The sequence below is a fragment of the Gemmatimonadota bacterium genome, assembly GCA_026706845.1.
Lineage (GTDB): Bacteria > Latescibacterota > UBA2968 > UBA2968 > UBA2968 > VXRD01.
Map to the genome: position 1 here is coordinate 14,079 of JAPOXY010000220.1, position 17,541 is coordinate 31,619.

Annotated in this window: 22 protein-coding genes; 19 read left to right on the top strand and 3 right to left on the bottom strand. The window is 51.2% G+C overall.

Features of this window, described 5'->3' with window-relative positions; genetic code table 11:
* From OXG87_20085 to OXG87_20125, 9 genes are all read left to right on the top strand, one after another.
* Positions 1-438 carry an SUF system Fe-S cluster assembly protein gene (locus OXG87_20085; protein MCY3871855.1) on the top strand — a complete coding sequence of 146 codons (438 nt, stop codon included), beginning with the start codon at positions 1-3 and terminating at the stop codon, positions 436-438.
* A gap of 27 nt (positions 439-465) precedes the next feature.
* Positions 466-948 carry an Rrf2 family transcriptional regulator gene (locus OXG87_20090; GenBank protein ID MCY3871856.1) on the top strand — a complete coding sequence of 161 codons (483 nt, stop codon included), beginning with the start codon at positions 466-468 and terminating at the stop codon, positions 946-948.
* 19 nt (positions 949-967) lie between these two features.
* On the top strand, positions 968-1,552 hold the full coding sequence (locus tag OXG87_20095; protein MCY3871857.1) for a NifU family protein: 585 nt from the start codon (positions 968-970) through the stop codon (positions 1,550-1,552).
* 186 nt (positions 1,553-1,738) lie between these two features.
* Positions 1,739-2,716 carry an ATP-binding cassette domain-containing protein gene (locus OXG87_20100; protein MCY3871858.1) on the top strand — a complete coding sequence of 326 codons (978 nt, stop codon included), beginning with the start codon at positions 1,739-1,741 and terminating at the stop codon, positions 2,714-2,716.
* Positions 2,700-3,554, top strand: coding sequence for an ABC-2 family transporter protein (locus OXG87_20105; protein ID MCY3871859.1), 855 nt, complete (start codon positions 2,700-2,702; stop codon positions 3,552-3,554). Before OXG87_20100 ends, OXG87_20105 begins: the two co-directional genes overlap by 17 nt.
* A gap of 2 nt (positions 3,555-3,556) precedes the next feature.
* Positions 3,557-4,357, top strand: a complete 801-nt coding sequence (locus OXG87_20110; GenBank protein ID MCY3871860.1) for an ABC-2 family transporter protein — start codon at positions 3,557-3,559, stop codon at positions 4,355-4,357.
* A 33-nt stretch (positions 4,358-4,390) separates the two neighbouring features.
* A complete protein-coding gene (locus tag OXG87_20115) occupies positions 4,391-5,206 on the top strand; it encodes a hypothetical protein (GenBank protein MCY3871861.1) in 816 nt (271 codons plus the stop codon).
* 4 nt (positions 5,207-5,210) lie between these two features.
* A complete protein-coding gene (locus OXG87_20120; protein ID MCY3871862.1) occupies positions 5,211-6,014 on the top strand; it encodes an ABC-2 family transporter protein in 804 nt (267 codons plus the stop codon).
* Positions 6,015-6,040: 26 nt separating this feature from the next.
* Positions 6,041-7,312, top strand: coding sequence for a hypothetical protein (locus tag OXG87_20125; protein MCY3871863.1), 1,272 nt, complete (start codon positions 6,041-6,043; stop codon positions 7,310-7,312).
* Positions 7,313-7,318: 6 nt separating this feature from the next.
* On the opposite strand, the gene OXG87_20130 is transcribed toward OXG87_20125, so the two are convergent.
* Positions 7,319-8,266, bottom strand: coding sequence for a DNA glycosylase (locus OXG87_20130; protein ID MCY3871864.1), 948 nt, complete (start codon positions 8,264-8,266; stop codon positions 7,319-7,321).
* A gap of 94 nt (positions 8,267-8,360) precedes the next feature.
* Between OXG87_20130 and OXG87_20135 the strand changes: the two genes are divergently transcribed.
* The 8 genes from OXG87_20135 to OXG87_20170 all read left to right on the top strand — a co-directional run bounded on the left by OXG87_20135 (position 8,361) and on the right by OXG87_20170 (position 13,441).
* On the top strand, positions 8,361-9,788 hold the full coding sequence (locus OXG87_20135; GenBank protein MCY3871865.1) for an efflux transporter outer membrane subunit: 1,428 nt from the start codon (positions 8,361-8,363) through the stop codon (positions 9,786-9,788).
* A gap of 131 nt (positions 9,789-9,919) precedes the next feature.
* The gene (locus OXG87_20140; protein ID MCY3871866.1) at positions 9,920-10,774 is read left to right on the top strand and encodes a hypothetical protein; all 855 of its coding nucleotides are present in this window, start codon (positions 9,920-9,922) and stop codon (positions 10,772-10,774) included.
* Between the two features lie 57 nt (positions 10,775-10,831).
* Positions 10,832-11,680 (top strand): hypothetical protein, encoded by an 849-nt coding sequence (locus OXG87_20145; GenBank protein MCY3871867.1) that lies wholly within the window; start codon positions 10,832-10,834, stop codon positions 11,678-11,680.
* A 17-nt stretch (positions 11,681-11,697) separates the two neighbouring features.
* A complete protein-coding gene (locus OXG87_20150; GenBank protein MCY3871868.1) occupies positions 11,698-11,964 on the top strand; it encodes a DUF2442 domain-containing protein in 267 nt (88 codons plus the stop codon).
* Positions 11,965-12,165: 201 nt separating this feature from the next.
* Complete coding sequence (locus OXG87_20155; protein MCY3871869.1) at positions 12,166-12,417, top strand: UPF0175 family protein; 252 nt, start codon at positions 12,166-12,168, stop codon at positions 12,415-12,417.
* Positions 12,410-12,592, top strand: coding sequence for a hypothetical protein (locus OXG87_20160; protein ID MCY3871870.1), 183 nt, complete (start codon positions 12,410-12,412; stop codon positions 12,590-12,592). The genes OXG87_20155 and OXG87_20160 overlap by 8 nt, the downstream gene beginning before the upstream one ends.
* The gene (locus OXG87_20165) at positions 12,593-12,904 is read left to right on the top strand and encodes a DUF3368 domain-containing protein (GenBank protein ID MCY3871871.1); all 312 of its coding nucleotides are present in this window, start codon (positions 12,593-12,595) and stop codon (positions 12,902-12,904) included. It begins immediately after the preceding gene.
* Positions 12,905-13,030: 126 nt separating this feature from the next.
* Positions 13,031-13,441, top strand: a complete 411-nt coding sequence (locus tag OXG87_20170) for a hypothetical protein (GenBank protein MCY3871872.1) — start codon at positions 13,031-13,033, stop codon at positions 13,439-13,441.
* Between the two features lie 83 nt (positions 13,442-13,524).
* Here OXG87_20170 and OXG87_20175 read toward each other — a convergent pair whose 3' ends face one another.
* Together OXG87_20175 and OXG87_20180 are read right to left on the bottom strand one after the other, a co-directional pair.
* Entirely contained in the window at positions 13,525-15,207 is a 1,683-nt protein-coding gene (locus OXG87_20175) for a hypothetical protein (GenBank protein ID MCY3871873.1), read from the bottom strand.
* A 123-nt stretch (positions 15,208-15,330) separates the two neighbouring features.
* Positions 15,331-15,732, bottom strand: coding sequence for a hypothetical protein (locus OXG87_20180; protein MCY3871874.1), 402 nt, complete (start codon positions 15,730-15,732; stop codon positions 15,331-15,333).
* A gap of 105 nt (positions 15,733-15,837) precedes the next feature.
* Between OXG87_20180 and OXG87_20185 the strand changes: the two genes are divergently transcribed.
* Both OXG87_20185 and OXG87_20190 read left to right on the top strand, forming a co-directional pair.
* Positions 15,838-16,617 (top strand): phage Gp37/Gp68 family protein, encoded by a 780-nt coding sequence (locus OXG87_20185; protein ID MCY3871875.1) that lies wholly within the window; start codon positions 15,838-15,840, stop codon positions 16,615-16,617.
* A 5-nt stretch (positions 16,618-16,622) separates the two neighbouring features.
* On the top strand, positions 16,623-17,541 hold a 919-nt coding region (locus OXG87_20190), incomplete at its 3' end, for an AAA family ATPase (GenBank protein ID MCY3871876.1).

Below are 17,541 nucleotides of genomic sequence, written 5' to 3' on the forward strand. Positions count from 1 at the left end.
ATGAGCCTCCTGAACATCTTCCGCAAAGACACATCTGAATCCAACGATGAATCCGACCATACTGAGGAAATTCACAATATTGAAGCGCCGGAATCACCGCCCGAAAAATCCCCGCCAGAAGGCCCCATCGACACTGAAGCCGTAAAAGAAGAAATCGTAAAAGCACTCAAAACAGTATATGATCCAGAAATCCCTGTTGACATTTACGAACTGGGCCTCATCTACGAAATCAAAGTAGAAGAAGACGGCAATACCTACGTACAAATGACACTCACAGCCCCCAACTGTCCCGCCGCGGGTATTTTGCCCGGACAGGTCGAATCCGCAGCCCGATCTGCCGAAGGCGTTTACGATGTCAAACTCGACCTCGTATTCGACCCTCCCTGGACGCCAGAACGCATGTCAGAAGCGGCCAAACTCGAATTGGGCATGTTTTGACAGTGTCTCTCCTGAAAAGGTCCTTTTATGAAATTGAGCACACAAGAAGAATACGGCCTGCGCTGTCTCATGCAGGTAGCACAGCGCGCATCTGAAACCGGTGGCAGCATTTCGATTCCCGAAATCAGCCGCGCCGAAGGATTATCCACCGCCCATGTCGGCAAACTCGTCCGCCTCTTGCGCCTGAGCGACCTCGTCGAAAGTGTGCGCGGTCAAGCCGGCGGGTATAAATTGGCTCGTCCTGCCAGTGAAATCCTGATCTCCGACGTCCTCGGTGCCCTCGGCGACCCGTTCTTCAACGACGACTTTTGCGACGAACACACCGGTTATGAAGCCTGCTGCACACATGCTGTCGATTGCTCAATTCGCTCCCTCTGGAATGCCATCCAATTTGTGGTTGACCAGATGCTCGACCGCATTACATTGCAAGACCTGATGGGAGATGGGCACCAGCTCGAAAATCATCTCGCGCATAAAGCAGACGAACTCTTACAAGTCACAATGCCGTAATTGACACAGGAGAAACTCCATGGACATCACCGTCACAGACGTTGCACAAGCAGAAATCACCCGCTTGATAAACGAGCAAGAACAGGTGATTACAGGCGTGCGCATCACCGCCGAAGCAACATCGCCTCTGCAGGCCAACTACCGCCTCGCTTTCGTGGCCGAAGGACAGGACACCGACCGCGATACCGCGATACCATACGACGGCTTCGACATTTACATCGACGAAAACAGCGTGCCTTATACCCAGGACATCACACTCGATTTTGTCGATGGCCTGATGGGACGCGGCTTCAAAATTGACAACCCGCACAAAGTTCCACCACACCTCAAAGGCAGCGTGGCCGAAAAAATCCAAATGGTAATCGACGAAAAAATCAACCCGGGCATTGCCGCACACGGCGGTCACGTATCCTTGGTCGATGTAAAAGAAGACACGGCCTTTCTCCAATTTGGCGGCGGATGCCAGGGCTGTGGGATGGTCGATGTCACCCTCAAACAGGGCGTGGAAGTCATGATAAAAGAAGCCGTTCCCGAAATTGCAAACATCCGCGATATCACAGACCACGCCGAAGGCACCAACCCGTATTACCAGACCACGCAGTAAAGATCTGGATTCCATCTCTACAAAAGCGCGTGCCCGATTCTGTACGTACGAATCGGGCACGCTATTTTTATGCAAAACCATAGCTCGCGGGATTCGTCCAGTTAAAAAAATTCCCACAAATCAAAACACACCCGCCGAGATACCCGTCTAATAAACACGAAGAAATATAACCCTGCATATTGCGCCATGCCCCACATCATTGTCGAAAACCTCGTCAAAACCTTCCAAATCGCCCAACGCCAGCCCGGTGTGTGGGGTGCGCTGCGCGGCGTCATGCACCGCAACTACCGCCAGATAACTGCCCTCGACGGCATCTCCTTCACAGTTGAACCCGGCGAACTCATCGGTTATATCGGTCCCAATGGCGCGGGCAAATCCACCACAGTCAAAGTACTGTCCGGCATCCTCGTTCCCGATACTGGCCGCTGTGAAATCCTCGGTCGCGTGCCCTGGAAAGAACGCATCGCCCACGTCGCACAAATCGGCGTGGTCTTTGGACAACGCACGCAATTGTGGTGGGACCTGCCCGTCATCGAATCTTTTGATCTGCTCCGCGATATCTATCGCGTCAACCATCTCCAATACGCGCAAACCCGCGATGAAATGATCGCCATTCTCGACCTCGAATCGCTTCTCGACATACCCGTGCGCCAACTCAGCCTGGGCCAGCGCATGCGCTGTGACCTCGCCGCTGCCCTCATACACCGTCCATCAATCCTCTTCTTAGACGAACCGACCATTGGCCTCGACATCGTCTCCAAACTCGCCGTGCGCGACTTCATCAAACGCCTCAACCAGGAACGCGATGTCACCGTCATCCTCACCACCCACGACCTGGACGACATCGAAGCCCTCTGCACGCGGGTAATGGTCATCGGACAGGGCCAAATACTATCTGATGGCCCGCTCGAAAACCTTCGCGCTCGCGTCACAACAGAGCGCCGCCTCATCGTCGATCTCGAAGGCACAGAAGACATCACCGACCCCGACGCATCTGTCGTATTGCGCGACGGACACCGCGTACATCTCACATTTGACCCCGACCGCGTTGCCACGGCAGACCTGATCGCCCGCATCACGGCGCAGCACCCCGTACGCGACCTCTTTGTCGAAAACACTCCCATCGAAGAAATCATCTCGCGCCTCTATGCCGAAAATCGCTAATAGCAATTCATTCTCTGACCCGGCTCTCATGGCACTTACGCGCTTACTCATCCCTTACGTTGCCTTTTTCAGCGCGCAATTTCGCGTTCTGCTGCAATACCGCGCTGGTGCCCTTGCCAATGTCGTGACGCAGTTTGTATTTGGCTACGTACACATCATGGTTTTCGAAGCCTTTTATGCATCCAGCACCGCTTCAATGCCCATGAGTTTGCGCGAAGTCATCATCTACGTATGGCTCACTCAAGGGCTTCTCGCAATGCAACCCTGGGGCATTGACCTCGAAATCCGCGACAAAGTTCGCACAGGTGCCATTGGATATGAACTCCTGCGTCCACTCAAACTTTACACCCTCCTTTACACCAGGGCCATGGCCATGCGAACGGCTCCAACCCTCTTGCGCGCAATACCTCTTTTTGCCATCACCTTTGCATTCTTTGGCATGGAACTTCCACCAACATGGGCATCGGCTGCTGCCTATCTCATTGCAACTTTCTCTGCGCTCCTGCTCAGTGCTGCGCTCACCGCCTTCGGATCCATCGTGATGTTCTGGACCATCTCGGGCGACGGTATCGGACGCCTTATGCCCATCTGTATTATCATTTTTTCTGGCATGCTATTGCCAATACCCCTCTGTCCCGAATGGGCACAACCCATCCTCCAGGCCCTCCCCTTTCGCGGACTCATAGACACACCCTATCGCCTCTATCTCGGCCACCTTGCGCCTTCTGAATTGCCGCGTCTGCTCGCCCACCAACTCATCTGGACGGGGATCATTATTCTCTGGAGCCGATGGCTGCTATCTCGCAATGTGCGCAAACTGGTGATTCAGGGAGGCTAATCGTGAACGCATTTGCCCTCTACAAACACTACATTGCCCTGTCTTTTCGCGGCCAAATGCAATACCGAGCGTCATTCATCATGCTCACAATCAGCGTCTTCCTCAGCTCTGGCCTTGAATTTATTGGCATCTGGGCTATCTTCGACCGCTTTGGGCAACTCAAAAGCTGGACACTCGCTGAAGTCGCACTCTTTTACGGTATCGTCAACATGGGCATGGCCATCGCCAAAGCAGTTAGCAGAGGATTCGACCATTTTGCAACCACCATTCGCAATGGCGACTTTGACCGCCTCTTGCTCCGCCCTCGCAACACGGTCTTGCAATTGTTAGGTCAAGAACTTCAACTCATGCGCATCGGCCACTTTACGCAGGGCTTCCTCGTTCTCTGTTATGCCGCATACATACTCGACATCACCTGGACCGCCCCTAAAATCACCCTTGTTATGGCATCCACACTGGCCTGTGCCTGCGTGTTCGGCGGCCTCTTTGTCCTTCGCGCCACCCTGTGCTTCTGGACCACTGAAAGCCTCGACCTCATCAATGCCGTCAGCTACGGCGGGCAGGAAACCGCCCGTTATCCCTTAAGCATCTACCGCAAATGGTTCCGTCGTTTCTTTACTTATGTCATTCCTCTGGCCTGTATCAGCTACTACCCCGCGCTGGTCATTTTAGACCGTCCCGACGCTCTCGGCAGTCCCATCTGGTTCCAATGGACGGCCCCAGCTATTGGCTTTCTTTTCTTTTTTTTGACTCTTCAATTCTGGCGTTTCGGCACCCGCCACTACCGATCAACTGGAAGCTGAAGAATCGAACAGTCTCAGAACCCAGAGCTACTTATGATCCCCAATTTATCTGCCATCAAATCCTACACCGCCGTACTCTCCGCCAGATTTCGTACCCTCTTGCAATACCGCGCCGCGGCATTCGCGGGATTCGGCACCCAACTCTTCTGGGGCCTCATCCGCGTCATGATCTTTGAAGCCTTCTACAGATCAACCACTGCGCCACAACCCATGACCGCCGATGAAGTCATCACCTATATATGGCTCGGCCAGGCATTTCTCGTTCTCATTCCCTACCAGGGTGCCGACCCCGACGTGCGCGCCATGGTGCGTTCGGGCAATGTCGTCTATGAACTCGTGCGCCCGACCAACCTGTATTTCTTCTGGTACAGCCGCGCCATAGCGCAACGCACCGCGCCCGGCGTCTTCCGCGCCCTCCCCATGTTCATCACGGCCAGTCTTTTTTTCAACCTGCAAATGCCTCCCAATATCTCGGCTACCTGTGCCTGGGTCGTATCAATGCTCTTTGCCGTCCTCATCAGCGCAGCCATCACCAATCTCCTGACCATTGCCCTCTTGTGGACCATATCTGGCGAGGGCCTGGGCGTACTCCTGAGTAGTTTGACCTGGCTCTTCAGTGGCATCATCATCCCCTTGCTCTTTTTCCCCGACTGGGCACAGACAGCCATCAACATCCTCCCATTTCGATACCTCATGGACATCCCCTTCCGCTTCTACATGGGCCACCTCCCACCAGAACAAATCTGGTATCACCTGCCGTTTCAAATCGCCTATCTGATTGCGCTGATCACTGCCGGGCACCTCATCCTCACCCGCGGTATTCGCCGCCTCGTCGCACAAGGAGGATAACGCGATGGCCAACGCGCTTCGCCTCTACCTGCACTATCTCAGCCAATCTGTCCGCAGCCAAATGCAATATCGCGCGTCATTCATCATGCTCTCATTTGGACATTTCCTCACCACCGGCGTCGAATTTCTCGCCATCGCCTCCCTCTTCGCGCGATTCAAACATATCCAGGGCTGGACCCTCCCCGAAGTGGCCTTTCTCTACGGCCTCATCAACATCTCCTTCGCTTTTGCCGACGCTGCCTCGCGCGGCTTCGACATATTCGGCACCATGGTCAAAAGCGGTGACTTCGACCGCCTCCTGCTTCGCCCCCGCAGCACCGCCCTGCAACTCGCGGGCTATGAACTCACCCTCCGCCGCGTTGGCCGCCTGCTCCAGGGCATCGCTGTCTTCTCCTGGGCAAGCTACGCCCTCGACATCGCGTGGTCTGTACCAAAAATCTATCTCGTCTTCACCGCCATATTTGGAGGCGCTTGCCTCTTTATCGGCCTCATGGTCATTCAAGCCACCATTGCGTTTTGGACCACTGAATCTCTCGAACTCATGAACACCATGACCTACGGCGGTGTAGAGACCGCGCAGTACCCTTTGCCCATCTACCGCATCTGGTTTCGCAAATTTTTTACTTACATCATACCCCTCGCGTGTGTAAATTACCTACCGACACTGGCAATCCTCGAACGCGGCGACCCCATGGGATTGCCCGCCATCTTGCAGTGGGTCGCACCCCTGATTTGCGTTATATTTCTCATTATTGCCTTGCAGATATGGAAAATCGGTGTGCGTCATTATCGCTCCACCGGAAGTTGAACAAACGAATTACAAAGGAATTTTCTTTGAACAACACCACCTTATTCGACGCCGCGTATGCAAACCGCAAACGCCCGCTCCTCGAAAAAGTAATCGAACAAATTCGACCGATTTACACAGCAGAAGAACTGGCTGCTCTGCGCATTGACCCCATCAACCGCGGGATTCTTTCGCAGCGTTCGGGCCGCGGTTTTGTCAACCGCGACCTGCTCGAAACCGTACTCGGCAACCTGCTCGAATGCGTCGCACCAGGCTCCCACAATGCATCCCAGGCCGCGCAGGCGACCCTGACTGAAAACATCGAAGAAATTGCCGACCAGCTCTACGCCATGATCTACCAATCGCTTCAAGCCGCACAGGACGAAAATGGTCCTATAGAAGACGCCGCGCTACAATCGGCCTTCGCGCTCATTTCTCGACTGCCCCAACTCAAAACCCGCGCACTCTGGAACCGCTTTGCATCGCTCAAAGACCCCGCCGTGTGGGATGCGTATTTACGCAAAATACACAATCTGGATGACAGCGACCTCGCCGCCCTCACATTTGCACCCGTCATAGACAAAGCCATTGAAGCGCGCAACTTTGATCTCTACGAAGCATTTCTCGCCGAAAAGGACCTGCAATCTGCCTTCGCATATCAGATGCAACTCGTCGCCAGTGCCTATCCCGGATGGCGCGTCTTGTTTTATCACGACATCGCCAATGCCCTCACGCAAACCGGCGTGGTCGAAAATTTTAACTGCACGCCCATCCCCCTCCTGCCCCGTGCCATCTCAGAACTCGGCGGGCGTTATTATCAGGCCGATCTTCACCCGGAAACCACCATTGCAGACGCCAACTTTCTCGAACACCCGCACCGCGGCCTCACAACCGGTCAAACGGGCGTCATAGGCTACGGGTGCATCATCTATCCCTGCACACTCGGCGGACTGACAGGAAGGGCGCGGCAACGACATCCCACCATTGGCAATTTTGTAAGAATAGGCACAGACGCCACCTTGCTCGGACCCGTCGTCATTGGCGACCGCTCCACAATTGGCAGTGGCACAGACATCTACGGTTTTGTCGAAACGGGCACAGGCTGCCAAATCGCATCGTCGGTCGTACTCGGCACCGTCCGCTCTAGTTCCCGCGATCCGGGAAAAATCATCCTTGGAGATCACGTGCGCGTGGGCGACGGCACAATTGTCGAAAACAGCACCGAACTGGACCTCATCATTCCCGAAAAATCCGAAATCCCCGCCCGATCGCACATCGTCAACGACGGTTTTGGCAACCCCAAATACGCGAGAGAGTAAAAACAGTCATCCCGTATCCTCAAACGGCATCACCGCTGAAGCCTCATCAGAAGCATCAAAAGAAAGCACCCGATCGTACAGCGTTTGCCCATATAACTCGCGATAATACGCAAACAAATACTCATTGCAATAGCCCGCCCATTTGCCCCATCGCGCTTCGCCCCACTGGCATATCTTCGCATCTGAACCCGTTACACCGTACCATTCTCGGGCAAATTTTCGCACCCAGGTATCAACGGGAACAGCATAGAGCCGATCCAGCGCAAACAAATCGATACACCGCGCCACCTTAATGCCAACCCCGCTGCCGGACAACGCGTACAAATCATCAGAAATACACCGCCAGGTATCCAGATCCGCCCCATCGCGCACTGACCCGGCGATAAACCGCGCGGTCTCAGCCACCCGCTCCGAACGCCAGCCAAAACGGTAACGCCTGTAAAATCCGCTGTCCAACTCAGATAGGGCATCCGATCCTGGAAATGCCCAGTAAGTCTCGCCCTCAAAAACCCGTCTCTCGCCCAGAGTTCTCGCAATAAATCCGATCCGCTTTTTGGTCAACGACATATGTGCTTGAACCGAGAGAACATAAGAAATAATACACTCGAATGGATCCTGGCGAACAAATTGCAACCCCTTCAACAAATCCCGCGCCTTTCGCAAATAAGTATCCCCCCGCTGCACTCTGATCCGGGGCATGTGATCCAACCTTAAATACCACCTCAAAAAATCATCAATTGCCATCTCGCCGCAGTATGTAGCCACCCGCTCAGACGACGCGCGATATTGGATCTGGTCTCCCATTTGCCTCAGATGCACAACCACCCCATAAGCAATACCCTTCCACCACCTATCGACATCTCGTCCCCACCGAAACACCTGCCCCGATCCCAGTGTCAATCCTATATTAACCGATGTGCTATCGAGTACACCCTCAAAACAATGCATCGCCATGATCTAATCCTCTCCATGCGATATATATTGACAAAAACAAAAGTTTCCTTATGATAGGCGCAATCAGCAGTCAGCTTCATTCAGGAGATCGAGAATGAGTACCCACGCGATATGGCACTTCTCTGCACTCTGCATTGCTCTTATAACCGCTTGTGCTTCTGCGCCTCGCGTGCAAGAATCCCCTGTCCATCCACCACAAACTTATCAGACAGAAGCCGCCAAAACAACACCTGCAGACACCCTCTGGTGGGCGACATTTAACGATAGCCGTCTCGACAGCTTAATCGCGCAAGCACTCGCATACAACCACAACCTGCACGCTGCTGCAGCGCGTCTTAAAGCCGCACGCGCACAGGCCAAAATGGCTGGCGCACCCCTGTACCCACAACTCAGCGCGGGATCATCGGGATTGAGACGCAAACAAAACTTCATCGGATTTCCCATCCCCGGTCAGGTGCCTGGAGAGGTGCTCTCAAACACCAACACCACCTATGGCGTTTCCATCAATGCCGCGTGGGAAATCGACCTCTGGGGACGGCTCGGCGCAAGTGCTGCGGCTGCACAGGCCACCTATCAGGCAACACAGGCTATGTACCGGGGCGCGCGCATGTCACTGGCGGCACAAACCGCCAAAGCGTGGTTTGCCACCATCGAAGCCAGACGCCAACTCGAACTCGCGCAGGCAACGTACGAAAACAGCCTCACCAACCACAAACAGGTACGCACGCGCTACGAACGCGGGGTGCGGCCCTCGCTCGACATGCGCCAGAGTCAATCTGAGCTCGCACTGTCGCAAGACCGCCTGCACCAGCGCGAACAACGCTATGAAATGGCCATCCGCCAACTCGAAGTGCTCATCGGGCGCTATCCCTCAGGCACATTCGCCATTGCCGACGACCTCCCCCAGGCACCACAGCAAGTGCCCGCAGGCCTTCCGGCAGATCTCATTTCCCGACGCCCTGACCTCATTGCAGTTGAACGCCAATTTGCCGCGTCTCAGGCCAGTCACAAAGCCGCCAAACGCCTGCGTTATCCGCGCATCAGCCTGACCGCCTCGGGCGGAACCAGCAGCGACGCATTGGGCAACCTGCTCAATGGTGACTTCAGCGTGTGGAGTCTGATCGGCAACCTCACACAACCCCTCTTCCAGGGCGGGCGCATACAGGGCAATATCGATCTGGCCAGTGCCAGAGAAAACGAAGCCTCCGCAATATTTGCCCAAACCGTTTTGCAAGCATATAGCGAAGTTGAAAATGCACTCTCAGCAGAAGCGCATCTGGCAAAACGCCAGACCGCTCTGGAAACCGCTGCTGAACAGGCGAGGGAAGCACGCCGATTGGCAGAAGATAGATATTACAGAGGGCTTATAGACCTGTTGACCGTGCTTCAAACGCGCAACACGGCTTACCTCGCCGAAAGCCAATTGCTCGTTGTGCGCCAGCAACGACTCCAGACGCGCATTGACCTTCACCTCGCACTGGGCGGCGGGTTTCCCAACCGCGAAACCATAATAACACCATAACAGGGAGGACCACACAGCTTCAGCACACCACGCAAATAATCCAGAGCGGGCGTGGAAAATCTCTTGCCCGCTAACACTCTCAACCCTCATTTTTTGCAGCTATTTTTTTCTCTCAAATCAGGAGGTACCTCGTGGAAAACAACAAACAAATTATCCTGGTGATTGGCATTGCCGCCATCGCATTGGCCCTTCTTTTGTACATCGCGTTTTTGCCCAGCGAAGAGGAAATAATTAAGGAAAGTCCCTACGTTATGCAAATGGAGGAAGAAGCAAAACGCGATGATGCACTGATAGACTCTCTAAATCAGGTGGTCGATGGATTAAATGTCCGCATCGATTCCGTGCGTGCGCAAATGGACAGTACCAGCAAATCAAATAAAGTTTTGCTGACCACCCTTCACCGCCTTACCAATGAAATGAAAGAGTACCGGCGTCTCACCACCACTCTGCGAGGTGACCTCGAACAAGCCACAGCCTCCCGCGACAGCCTTCGCAACAGCCTATTCGAGCAAACCAGTCGCCTTCAACGCGTAACAGAAGCCCTCGAAAAAGCGCATAATGACCTTCAGGCTACCCGGGAAGATCTTAAGGTCACCCAGGAAGATCTTAAGGTCACCCAGGAAGACCTTAAAGTCACCCAGGAAGACCTTAAGGATGCAGAGGAAATTATCAGTTCAGTCCTCGTCTATGTCGGTATTGAAGATAATCTGAAAGAACAGGGGTATCTCCATACCTGGCGAAGGATTCGCAAAAACTACAAGATTATAAATTTCCCCGATGTTGACAACACCGACGTGAAGAAAGTTGCCATTGGAGAAAACATTACCGTACAGGGCGAACTCGCCGCCGTATGCGACGACCATGGCAAACTGAGCAAAGACAAAGAATACGCACTCAGCGAGGATAAAGCAGCCCAAACCGTCACCATCTCCTTTTCCGATCCCTTGCTCGTCGGTCAGCGCATCCTCATTGTGTTAAAAAATTAGATGTGACGAACTGACGCATGAAGGAATAAGATGACGGGCTTCCACTACAAAGGAGGGTTGAGAATCGCAACCCTCCTTTGTTTTTTCTTTACACTGGATCGGCCAGAATGCGCAAACGGCGTGCGTCCGGGATATCAGATGGTAAGCCGGACAGAGATCGTAGAGGCAATGCGACAGTGTAGTGATTACGACCCGACAGCGACGACCAATGGTGCGCGGTTTCAGGGAGAGATGATCCTTTATCTCGCACAGAAGGCAAGGGCGCGCGATCCGCAGGGACTACCGCTATTTATTGGGTACGAAAACTGGTTTCAGGCATTTATGGAAGTGACCGCACGCCCGGAAAACGCAATGCCCCAGTACGCGCAGTTATCCTATCAATACAAACAGAATACAGAAATAGATTATCGGGTAGATCGCGTCATCCGCGAGATCGTGGAAGCCCCAACGCCAGAACTGGCAGTAAATGTGCGAATCTGGTGGGAAGACCAGCCCGGCAAGCCGGATCGATATTCGTACATGGATACGCTTTCGACGCCGAATCTCAAAGTAACCAATCAGCGGGTGATGACCTATCGACTGCTGGATTTTGGAAATTGGGTTGCCTATGACGAGATCAAAGGACTTACAGGGCGCCCAACATCCGGCATCCTGGGCTTTCTTTTTCGCATTATCGGCGAAGGACACATTTTACAGACTCGCATGGCGATTTCAAAAGACGGCCTCCAGTTCAATCGCGCGACAGCCAAAAAGGGATTCATCAAAAGGATAGACACAGTAACAGTCTATCCCGATGGAAAAATGGAAAAAGATATCCCACCCAACCGGCCCGACCTCCTGGAAATTGCTAAACGCATCACCCAGCCACTGGAAATTGAGTACGCAGAGTTATTGGGTGATAGATGATGGCTTGAGAGATTGAAATGAATCCCTTTGTCAAACAAGTACGCCCACTCGAAAATTACCAACTGGAAGTAATCTTTGAGAACGGCGAGCGGCGTATATTCGATGTGAAGCCCTATCTAAAGCGCGGCGTCTTTGTCCGCCTTCAGAATCACGCCGTCTTCCAGGCAGTCCGTGGAGTAGCAGGTTCCGTGGAGTGGCCAGACGAGTTAGATCTGAGCTATGACACGCTCTATCTGGAAAGTCAGCCGACTGCTATTGCGCCCGAGGCTATCGAAAAACAATGAGACCTAAGAATAGGAAATACGTTGATTGAGCGATTTAAAAAGAAGATATGGGTTGCGGTGGGCAGGGTGTGGGGAGCGAGTGAAGTGAAATAGCAGTAATGATTTGATTCAACAATTGCGTTCTCATATATTGTAAGAAACCACACGACTGTAGTAGGGCGATTACACGCAACATAGATTGGTCTATCAGGAGAGAATCACATGGTAACAGTCACTTTTGAACTGCCAGAAGACGCGCTTTCTTCGGTGCGAAAAGACCCGGATCATTTCGCCCAAGAATTGCGTTTGGCTGCCGCTGTGAAATGGTACGAGATGGGGGAGGTTTCTCAAAGCCGGGCGGCTGAGATTGCTGGACTATCCCGCAGTGAGTTCATTGAGGCACTGGGCCGGTTTGAGGTTTCAGTATTCCAATACAGTGTGGATGAAATAGCAGAGGAAGTAAATCGTGAGTGAGGGGTGGATACTCAATGCCTCGCCGATCATTACCCTTGCCAAGATTGGTCGCCTGAACCTGCTTGTGGATTTGGCACCAGAGATATGTATTCCGCAGGCAGTCTTTAGCGAAATCATAGCAGGGCCAGATGATGATCCTGGGCGTCGTGCTTTGGAAGATGGATGGGGCAAATAGTTGGCTAAATCTTATAGTCACCCCGAAGTCCTCGGCTGGAGTTTGGGTGCTGGAGAGTCCGAAGTACTTTCTATCGCTTTAGAAAAATCTGGATGGATGGCTGTTATAGATGACGCTACGGCTCGGGCATGTGCCAGATCATTCGGTGTACCCGTTATCGGGACATTAGGAGTTGTGCTACGTGCGAAAAGACGGGGACTGGTCACATCCGCATCTAAAATTATCCGAGAGTTGAGCTATGCAGGTCTATATCTCGACGATCAATTCGTCCGAGCCGTGCTTAAACAGGTCGCAGGAGAGGATTGGCAATAAGTAGCGCAGGCGAATTAAGACCGATTGACCTTTCGCTCGTTGATTGAGCGATTTGATAAGAAGATACGGAATGCGGTGGAAAGGATGTGGGAGGAGAACAAGGCGGCTGGACCAGAGGAGTGAAACGTGGAATCCTATTATACAGATACGTCCAGCGAATATCCTCATGAGGAGCGAGTTTCACTCAAGCGCGAAGTCCACGGTCTGATTGAGGATGCCGGAACCGAAGGCTGGGATGGCGAAGGTGCTCTTGCACTTGCTCCAGAGATAGTAGATATTGTCCAAAAACTTATCGACGAATTCCCACCTCATGTCGGTAGGCCGGATGTGAACGCCACACCACACGGCGAAGTAGATTTCGATTGGGTCATTGACCGGGATGTGATGCTTACTGTCAGCGTTGGTCCCTCAAAAGAGATTGTATTCGCCGGGTTGTTTCATGGTGCACGCTTGAACGGTTGCGAACCATGGGAAGGCATGCTGCCGCAATTTGTGAATAGCTGCTTTGAGCGGCTGCGCGGGGCTCAGAAATTATGAAAATAAGGGAAGTAGGGACACTCGTAAGGTTTGCTACAAAAATTACGCGATTCGAGAAGGAGATACAGATACGCCGAGTACAATTACTTTATACTTTTATCGCCTGATTTGGAAACAGTTTTCTGAACGACATAATCCATATAAATCACACTTTTTAAGCAGGAAACTAAAATTTGTCCAGGCAAATCTTCTACTTGGTTATTTAACGTCTCATCTTTGAAGGAATGGTGAGCAAAATAATTCCGTGCAGTCACAAATCGCAGTATAGATAAAAAGATATGATGCTGAGATTTATTCCATTTCTTCTTTTGAGGAATCAGGTCTATATTCCCAAAAATTTCGTCAGGTTTTCCGCTTAGTTCGGTTTGTCTCCAAGTTTTTTTATCCGCAACCGCGCACAAAATACTTCGCTCTCTTGACTTCTCAGGTAACTTTATTGAAAACTGATTGAATACGAGCCGTAGGTCCCGATTATCTTCTAACTGAGCAACTTTTCTAAAGAATGCCCTAATCAATATCTCCGTTCGAATTGCCAATACAAGAAGATGATCAAGAATTCGGGATTGTTTGAAAACCAGTGGTCTTTTGGAACTGGTGTGTACCAGCTGGTCATGTAAATCAGAGAAAGCACGGATCCAAGGCCAAAAGCTCTCATATTCAGCGAGCCTTGCATAAACGCTTTTGACATCAGTTATATATCTCTCTTCTTTCAGGTTCTCAGCATAGCTTGGTACATATCTAATAAATCTCCTTTCTAATTCAAATTCTTCATAAGAGATTACTTCTTTGAGTTGTACCCAAATATCATGTGGTTCTATATTATAGCTCCATTTCTCAAAATAGACTTTTTGGGGCTTTCTATTCAGGGTACAGAGCCACTCAAGGAGAAAATATATATCTTGCCTGAGAAGCTCTATCGCCTGTGGATAATACCGTCTTCCCTCTTTCTGTCGTTTTTCCCAGTGTCCAAACAGAATCAAGAGCTTTTCCATATCCTGTTCTAGCAATTCAGAATTACAATCCGTTACCTTTTGGATAAACTTTGAAAGTTCCTTATAGGTCGTTGAAGGGCGAGGGTCCTTCCATAGGGTCAAAATTGTTTTTGCCGTTCTATAAAAGGAGAGTCGTGTGAAAACATCCTTATACTCCTCTTCCCATTGCTGGCTCACGACGGCAAATCTCGATATCAAAATTTCTCGACCTGTCTCCCACGATAGGAATTTATCAATATGTTCATAGCCATCGAGAGCTTCTGCAAAAATATAGCTTTTCCAATAAGAAAAGTATGCTTCATATGGTCGGAAATAATCCCCATTAGGGTGCTCCTGTATCTTCAGAGTTCGAGGGACTTCTCCTGAAAATCGATCGACAAAATCGCTCTTCAGTTCTTCATCATAAGGATGCAAGAGAGATTCAAGCGACCAGTCACCCCGGGTAAGAATAGAAATACTATTGTAATCAGCAGGTATCAAGTTTTCTGGCGTTTCGGAGCCTCCTGTAAGCGGATAGTTATCCCAACTTACAAAATATTCGGAAGGCAACTCTACAAATAGATCAGGAATTAGCGCACGCTTGACAATCATATCTGTGATTGAAAGGTCATAGGGTATCCGCTGGATTTCCAATCTGTCTTTAAGATAGCGACCAAAAAGCCCATTGCAGACCTTTGCAAAACTCCCGGTGGAGTGAGGCTTATCCCTGTAGAGACTCACGTTTAAGTAGCGGCTATATATGTCTATTCCATTACAATGGGAGTACATCCACATTGATTAATCTCCTGAATTTTTGGAGTGATGGGCCTCAGAGAAAGCACTTGTCGTTGTAGAAATCTGGATACATGCTCAAATAACTCGCTTGTAAGGGCAGTTAGTCATCATCAGCGGTTTCGGTCACAGCAGCACCCTTAGGTTTGCCGTGCATTCGTGCGTAGGTTTCCGCCAGCAGATCGCGCAGTTCCTCAGCGATTTTCGGATAAGGTTCTCCAGCAAGGGCTTTGCAGGCCAGTTGCTCTGCCAAGCGTGGTTTATTGCAGTCCAAAGCCAGCCAACAGCACTGCGGTGCATTATCGAGTACGTCGGTTCCACAGGCTCGGTTATCTCATCAAGGGCCTTAAGTTCCAACTCCAGTGCCTGCTCAAACAACTCTGCCGCCCGTTTCTCATTACCCCGCCGTCGTTCTTGGTCAGCGAAAAATGCCACTTCCATAGCCTTATTGTGGAATTTATCAAGAGCACCCATTTTGTCCTCAGAAAGCGGTATCCCAAACTCTACAACGACCACGTAAATTTTCAATCTCTTCCAAAATAAAAATACTCCATACTTGCTCTTTCGGCAAGAACAAACTATACTTATGTGCAGTAATCTTTAGATGCTTCAAGTGGCACACAGGAGAATTGCATGTCGCGCAGAAGTACTATCGAGTGGACCAACAGCACATGGAACCCGGTCACTGGCTGCACAAAGGTGAGTGCAGGTTGCGACCATTGCTATGCCGAACGATTATCGGAGCGTTTCCGCGGCGTTAAGGGCAACCCCTTTGAGACGGGTTTTGATCTCACACTTCGCCCCGAACGACTTGAACAGCCCAGGCACTGGCGGCGTCCGCAACTCATCTTTGTCAATTCGATGAGTGATCTGTTCCATAAGGACATACCAACTCAGTACATCCATCGCGTATTTGATACTATGGAACAGGCGGATTGGCACATCTATCAAGTGCTGACCAAACGCAGTTCACTGATGCGCGATTTTGTCCATCAACGCTATGGAAGCCTGTCCGCCCCGTCACATATCTGGCTCGGTGTATCTATTGAAGACGCCGCGGCCATGACGCGCCTGCGGCACTTGAAACAGACCAACGCCTCAACGCGCTTTGTTTCATTTGAGCCGTTGCTTGACGCGCTTGGCCCGTTGGATCTTACGGATATTCATTGGGTAATCGCAGGAGGCGAGAGCGGACCAGGGGCGCGTCCGGTCAAAGTGGAGTGGTTGCGTGAATTACGCGATCAATGTCAGGCGCAAAATGTCGCTTTCTTCTTCAAGCAATGGGGTGGTCGCACGCCCAAAGCCGGTGGCAACACGCTGGATGGAAGGCAATGGCAGGAATATCCAAATATAAAACACAATCAAATGCTCGGCTCTGCGTTACAAGTAGCCGGCGCGCCAAGCGAGGAGTGAAAGCGATGTTGAAACGCTTGCACATACGAAATTTTCGCGGCTTCAACGCACTCAAAATTGACCAATTGAGCGGTATTAATCTCATTGTTGGCAAAAACAATTCCGGCAAGACCAGTTTACTTGAGGCAATTTTTCTTCTATTTGGAGGCGGAAATGCGCATGTAGCCATAAATGACAATGTTATTCGTGGCCTGAAGCCACGCGATATTTCGACCGGTGATCCTTTCTGGAAGCAACTCTTCTCCGACCTAGACATGAGGCAGTGCATTGAGATTGAGGCTGATCATACATCGCATGGACAATTGACTTTGGAAATTTCATCGAAGCGACAGCACACTACTGAATTTTCTCTTGATCATACGAATGGAACTTCAATAACAAACCGTTTTGACGAACGTTCACTCGTATTTCAGTATAGCGGTCCTTCACGTAAATCAGTTAAAAGCCATATACGTATGAAGGAACAGGGATTTGAGGTCAATCAGCCTACCATAAATTTTCCATTTCAAGCGATAATGCTCTCATCTCAAATTGGGAATATCCAGGAAGATGCCATAAGGTTGGGAAGATTGAGACGGCAGAAACAGGGGGATATGCTCTTAAAAGCACTGCAAGTTGTTGAGCCAAAACTGCAAAGCATCGAAGACAATTCCTCCAGCGGTATTCCCTTGATCTGGGGAGACATCGGATTGTCCGAACTGGTACCGCTATCCGTAATGGGGGAAAGTATGACTCAAATTACCCGCCTTGTTTTGGCCATAGCTTCAGTACCGGAAGGTGTGGTTCTGGTAGATGATGTGGATATTGGGATTCACCACTCTGTGCTACCCGATGTCTGGCGGGTTATTGATGAAGCAGCCAGGCAGTTCCGCACGCAGATATTTGCGACCACGCATAGTTTTGAATGCGTAATGGCAGCGCATG

Excerpts from the sequence above, each read along its gene's own strand:
- OXG87_20130 (MCY3871864.1), bottom strand. The coding sequence starts at position 8,266 with ATGGCGATGCATTGTTTTGAGGGTGTACTCGATAGCACATCGGTTAAT.
- OXG87_20085 (MCY3871855.1), top strand. The coding sequence starts at position 1 with ATGAGCCTCCTGAACATCTTCCGCAAAGACACATCTGAATCCAACGAT.
- OXG87_20105 (MCY3871859.1), top strand. The coding sequence starts at position 2,700 with ATGCCGAAAATCGCTAATAGCAATTCATTCTCTGACCCGGCTCTCATG.
- OXG87_20120 (MCY3871862.1), top strand. The coding sequence starts at position 5,211 with ATGGCCAACGCGCTTCGCCTCTACCTGCACTATCTCAGCCAATCTGTC.
- OXG87_20150 (MCY3871868.1), top strand. The coding sequence starts at position 11,698 with ATGAATCCCTTTGTCAAACAAGTACGCCCACTCGAAAATTACCAACTG.
- OXG87_20095 (MCY3871857.1), top strand. The coding sequence starts at position 968 with ATGGACATCACCGTCACAGACGTTGCACAAGCAGAAATCACCCGCTTG.
- OXG87_20155 (MCY3871869.1), top strand. The coding sequence starts at position 12,166 with ATGGTAACAGTCACTTTTGAACTGCCAGAAGACGCGCTTTCTTCGGTG.
- OXG87_20185 (MCY3871875.1), top strand. The coding sequence starts at position 15,838 with ATGTCGCGCAGAAGTACTATCGAGTGGACCAACAGCACATGGAACCCG.
- OXG87_20090 (MCY3871856.1), top strand. The coding sequence starts at position 466 with ATGAAATTGAGCACACAAGAAGAATACGGCCTGCGCTGTCTCATGCAG.
- OXG87_20100 (MCY3871858.1), top strand. The coding sequence starts at position 1,739 with ATGCCCCACATCATTGTCGAAAACCTCGTCAAAACCTTCCAAATCGCC.
- OXG87_20175 (MCY3871873.1), bottom strand. The coding sequence starts at position 15,207 with ATGTGGATGTACTCCCATTGTAATGGAATAGACATATATAGCCGCTAC.
- OXG87_20135 (MCY3871865.1), top strand. The coding sequence starts at position 8,361 with ATGAGTACCCACGCGATATGGCACTTCTCTGCACTCTGCATTGCTCTT.
- OXG87_20115 (MCY3871861.1), top strand. The coding sequence starts at position 4,391 with ATGATCCCCAATTTATCTGCCATCAAATCCTACACCGCCGTACTCTCC.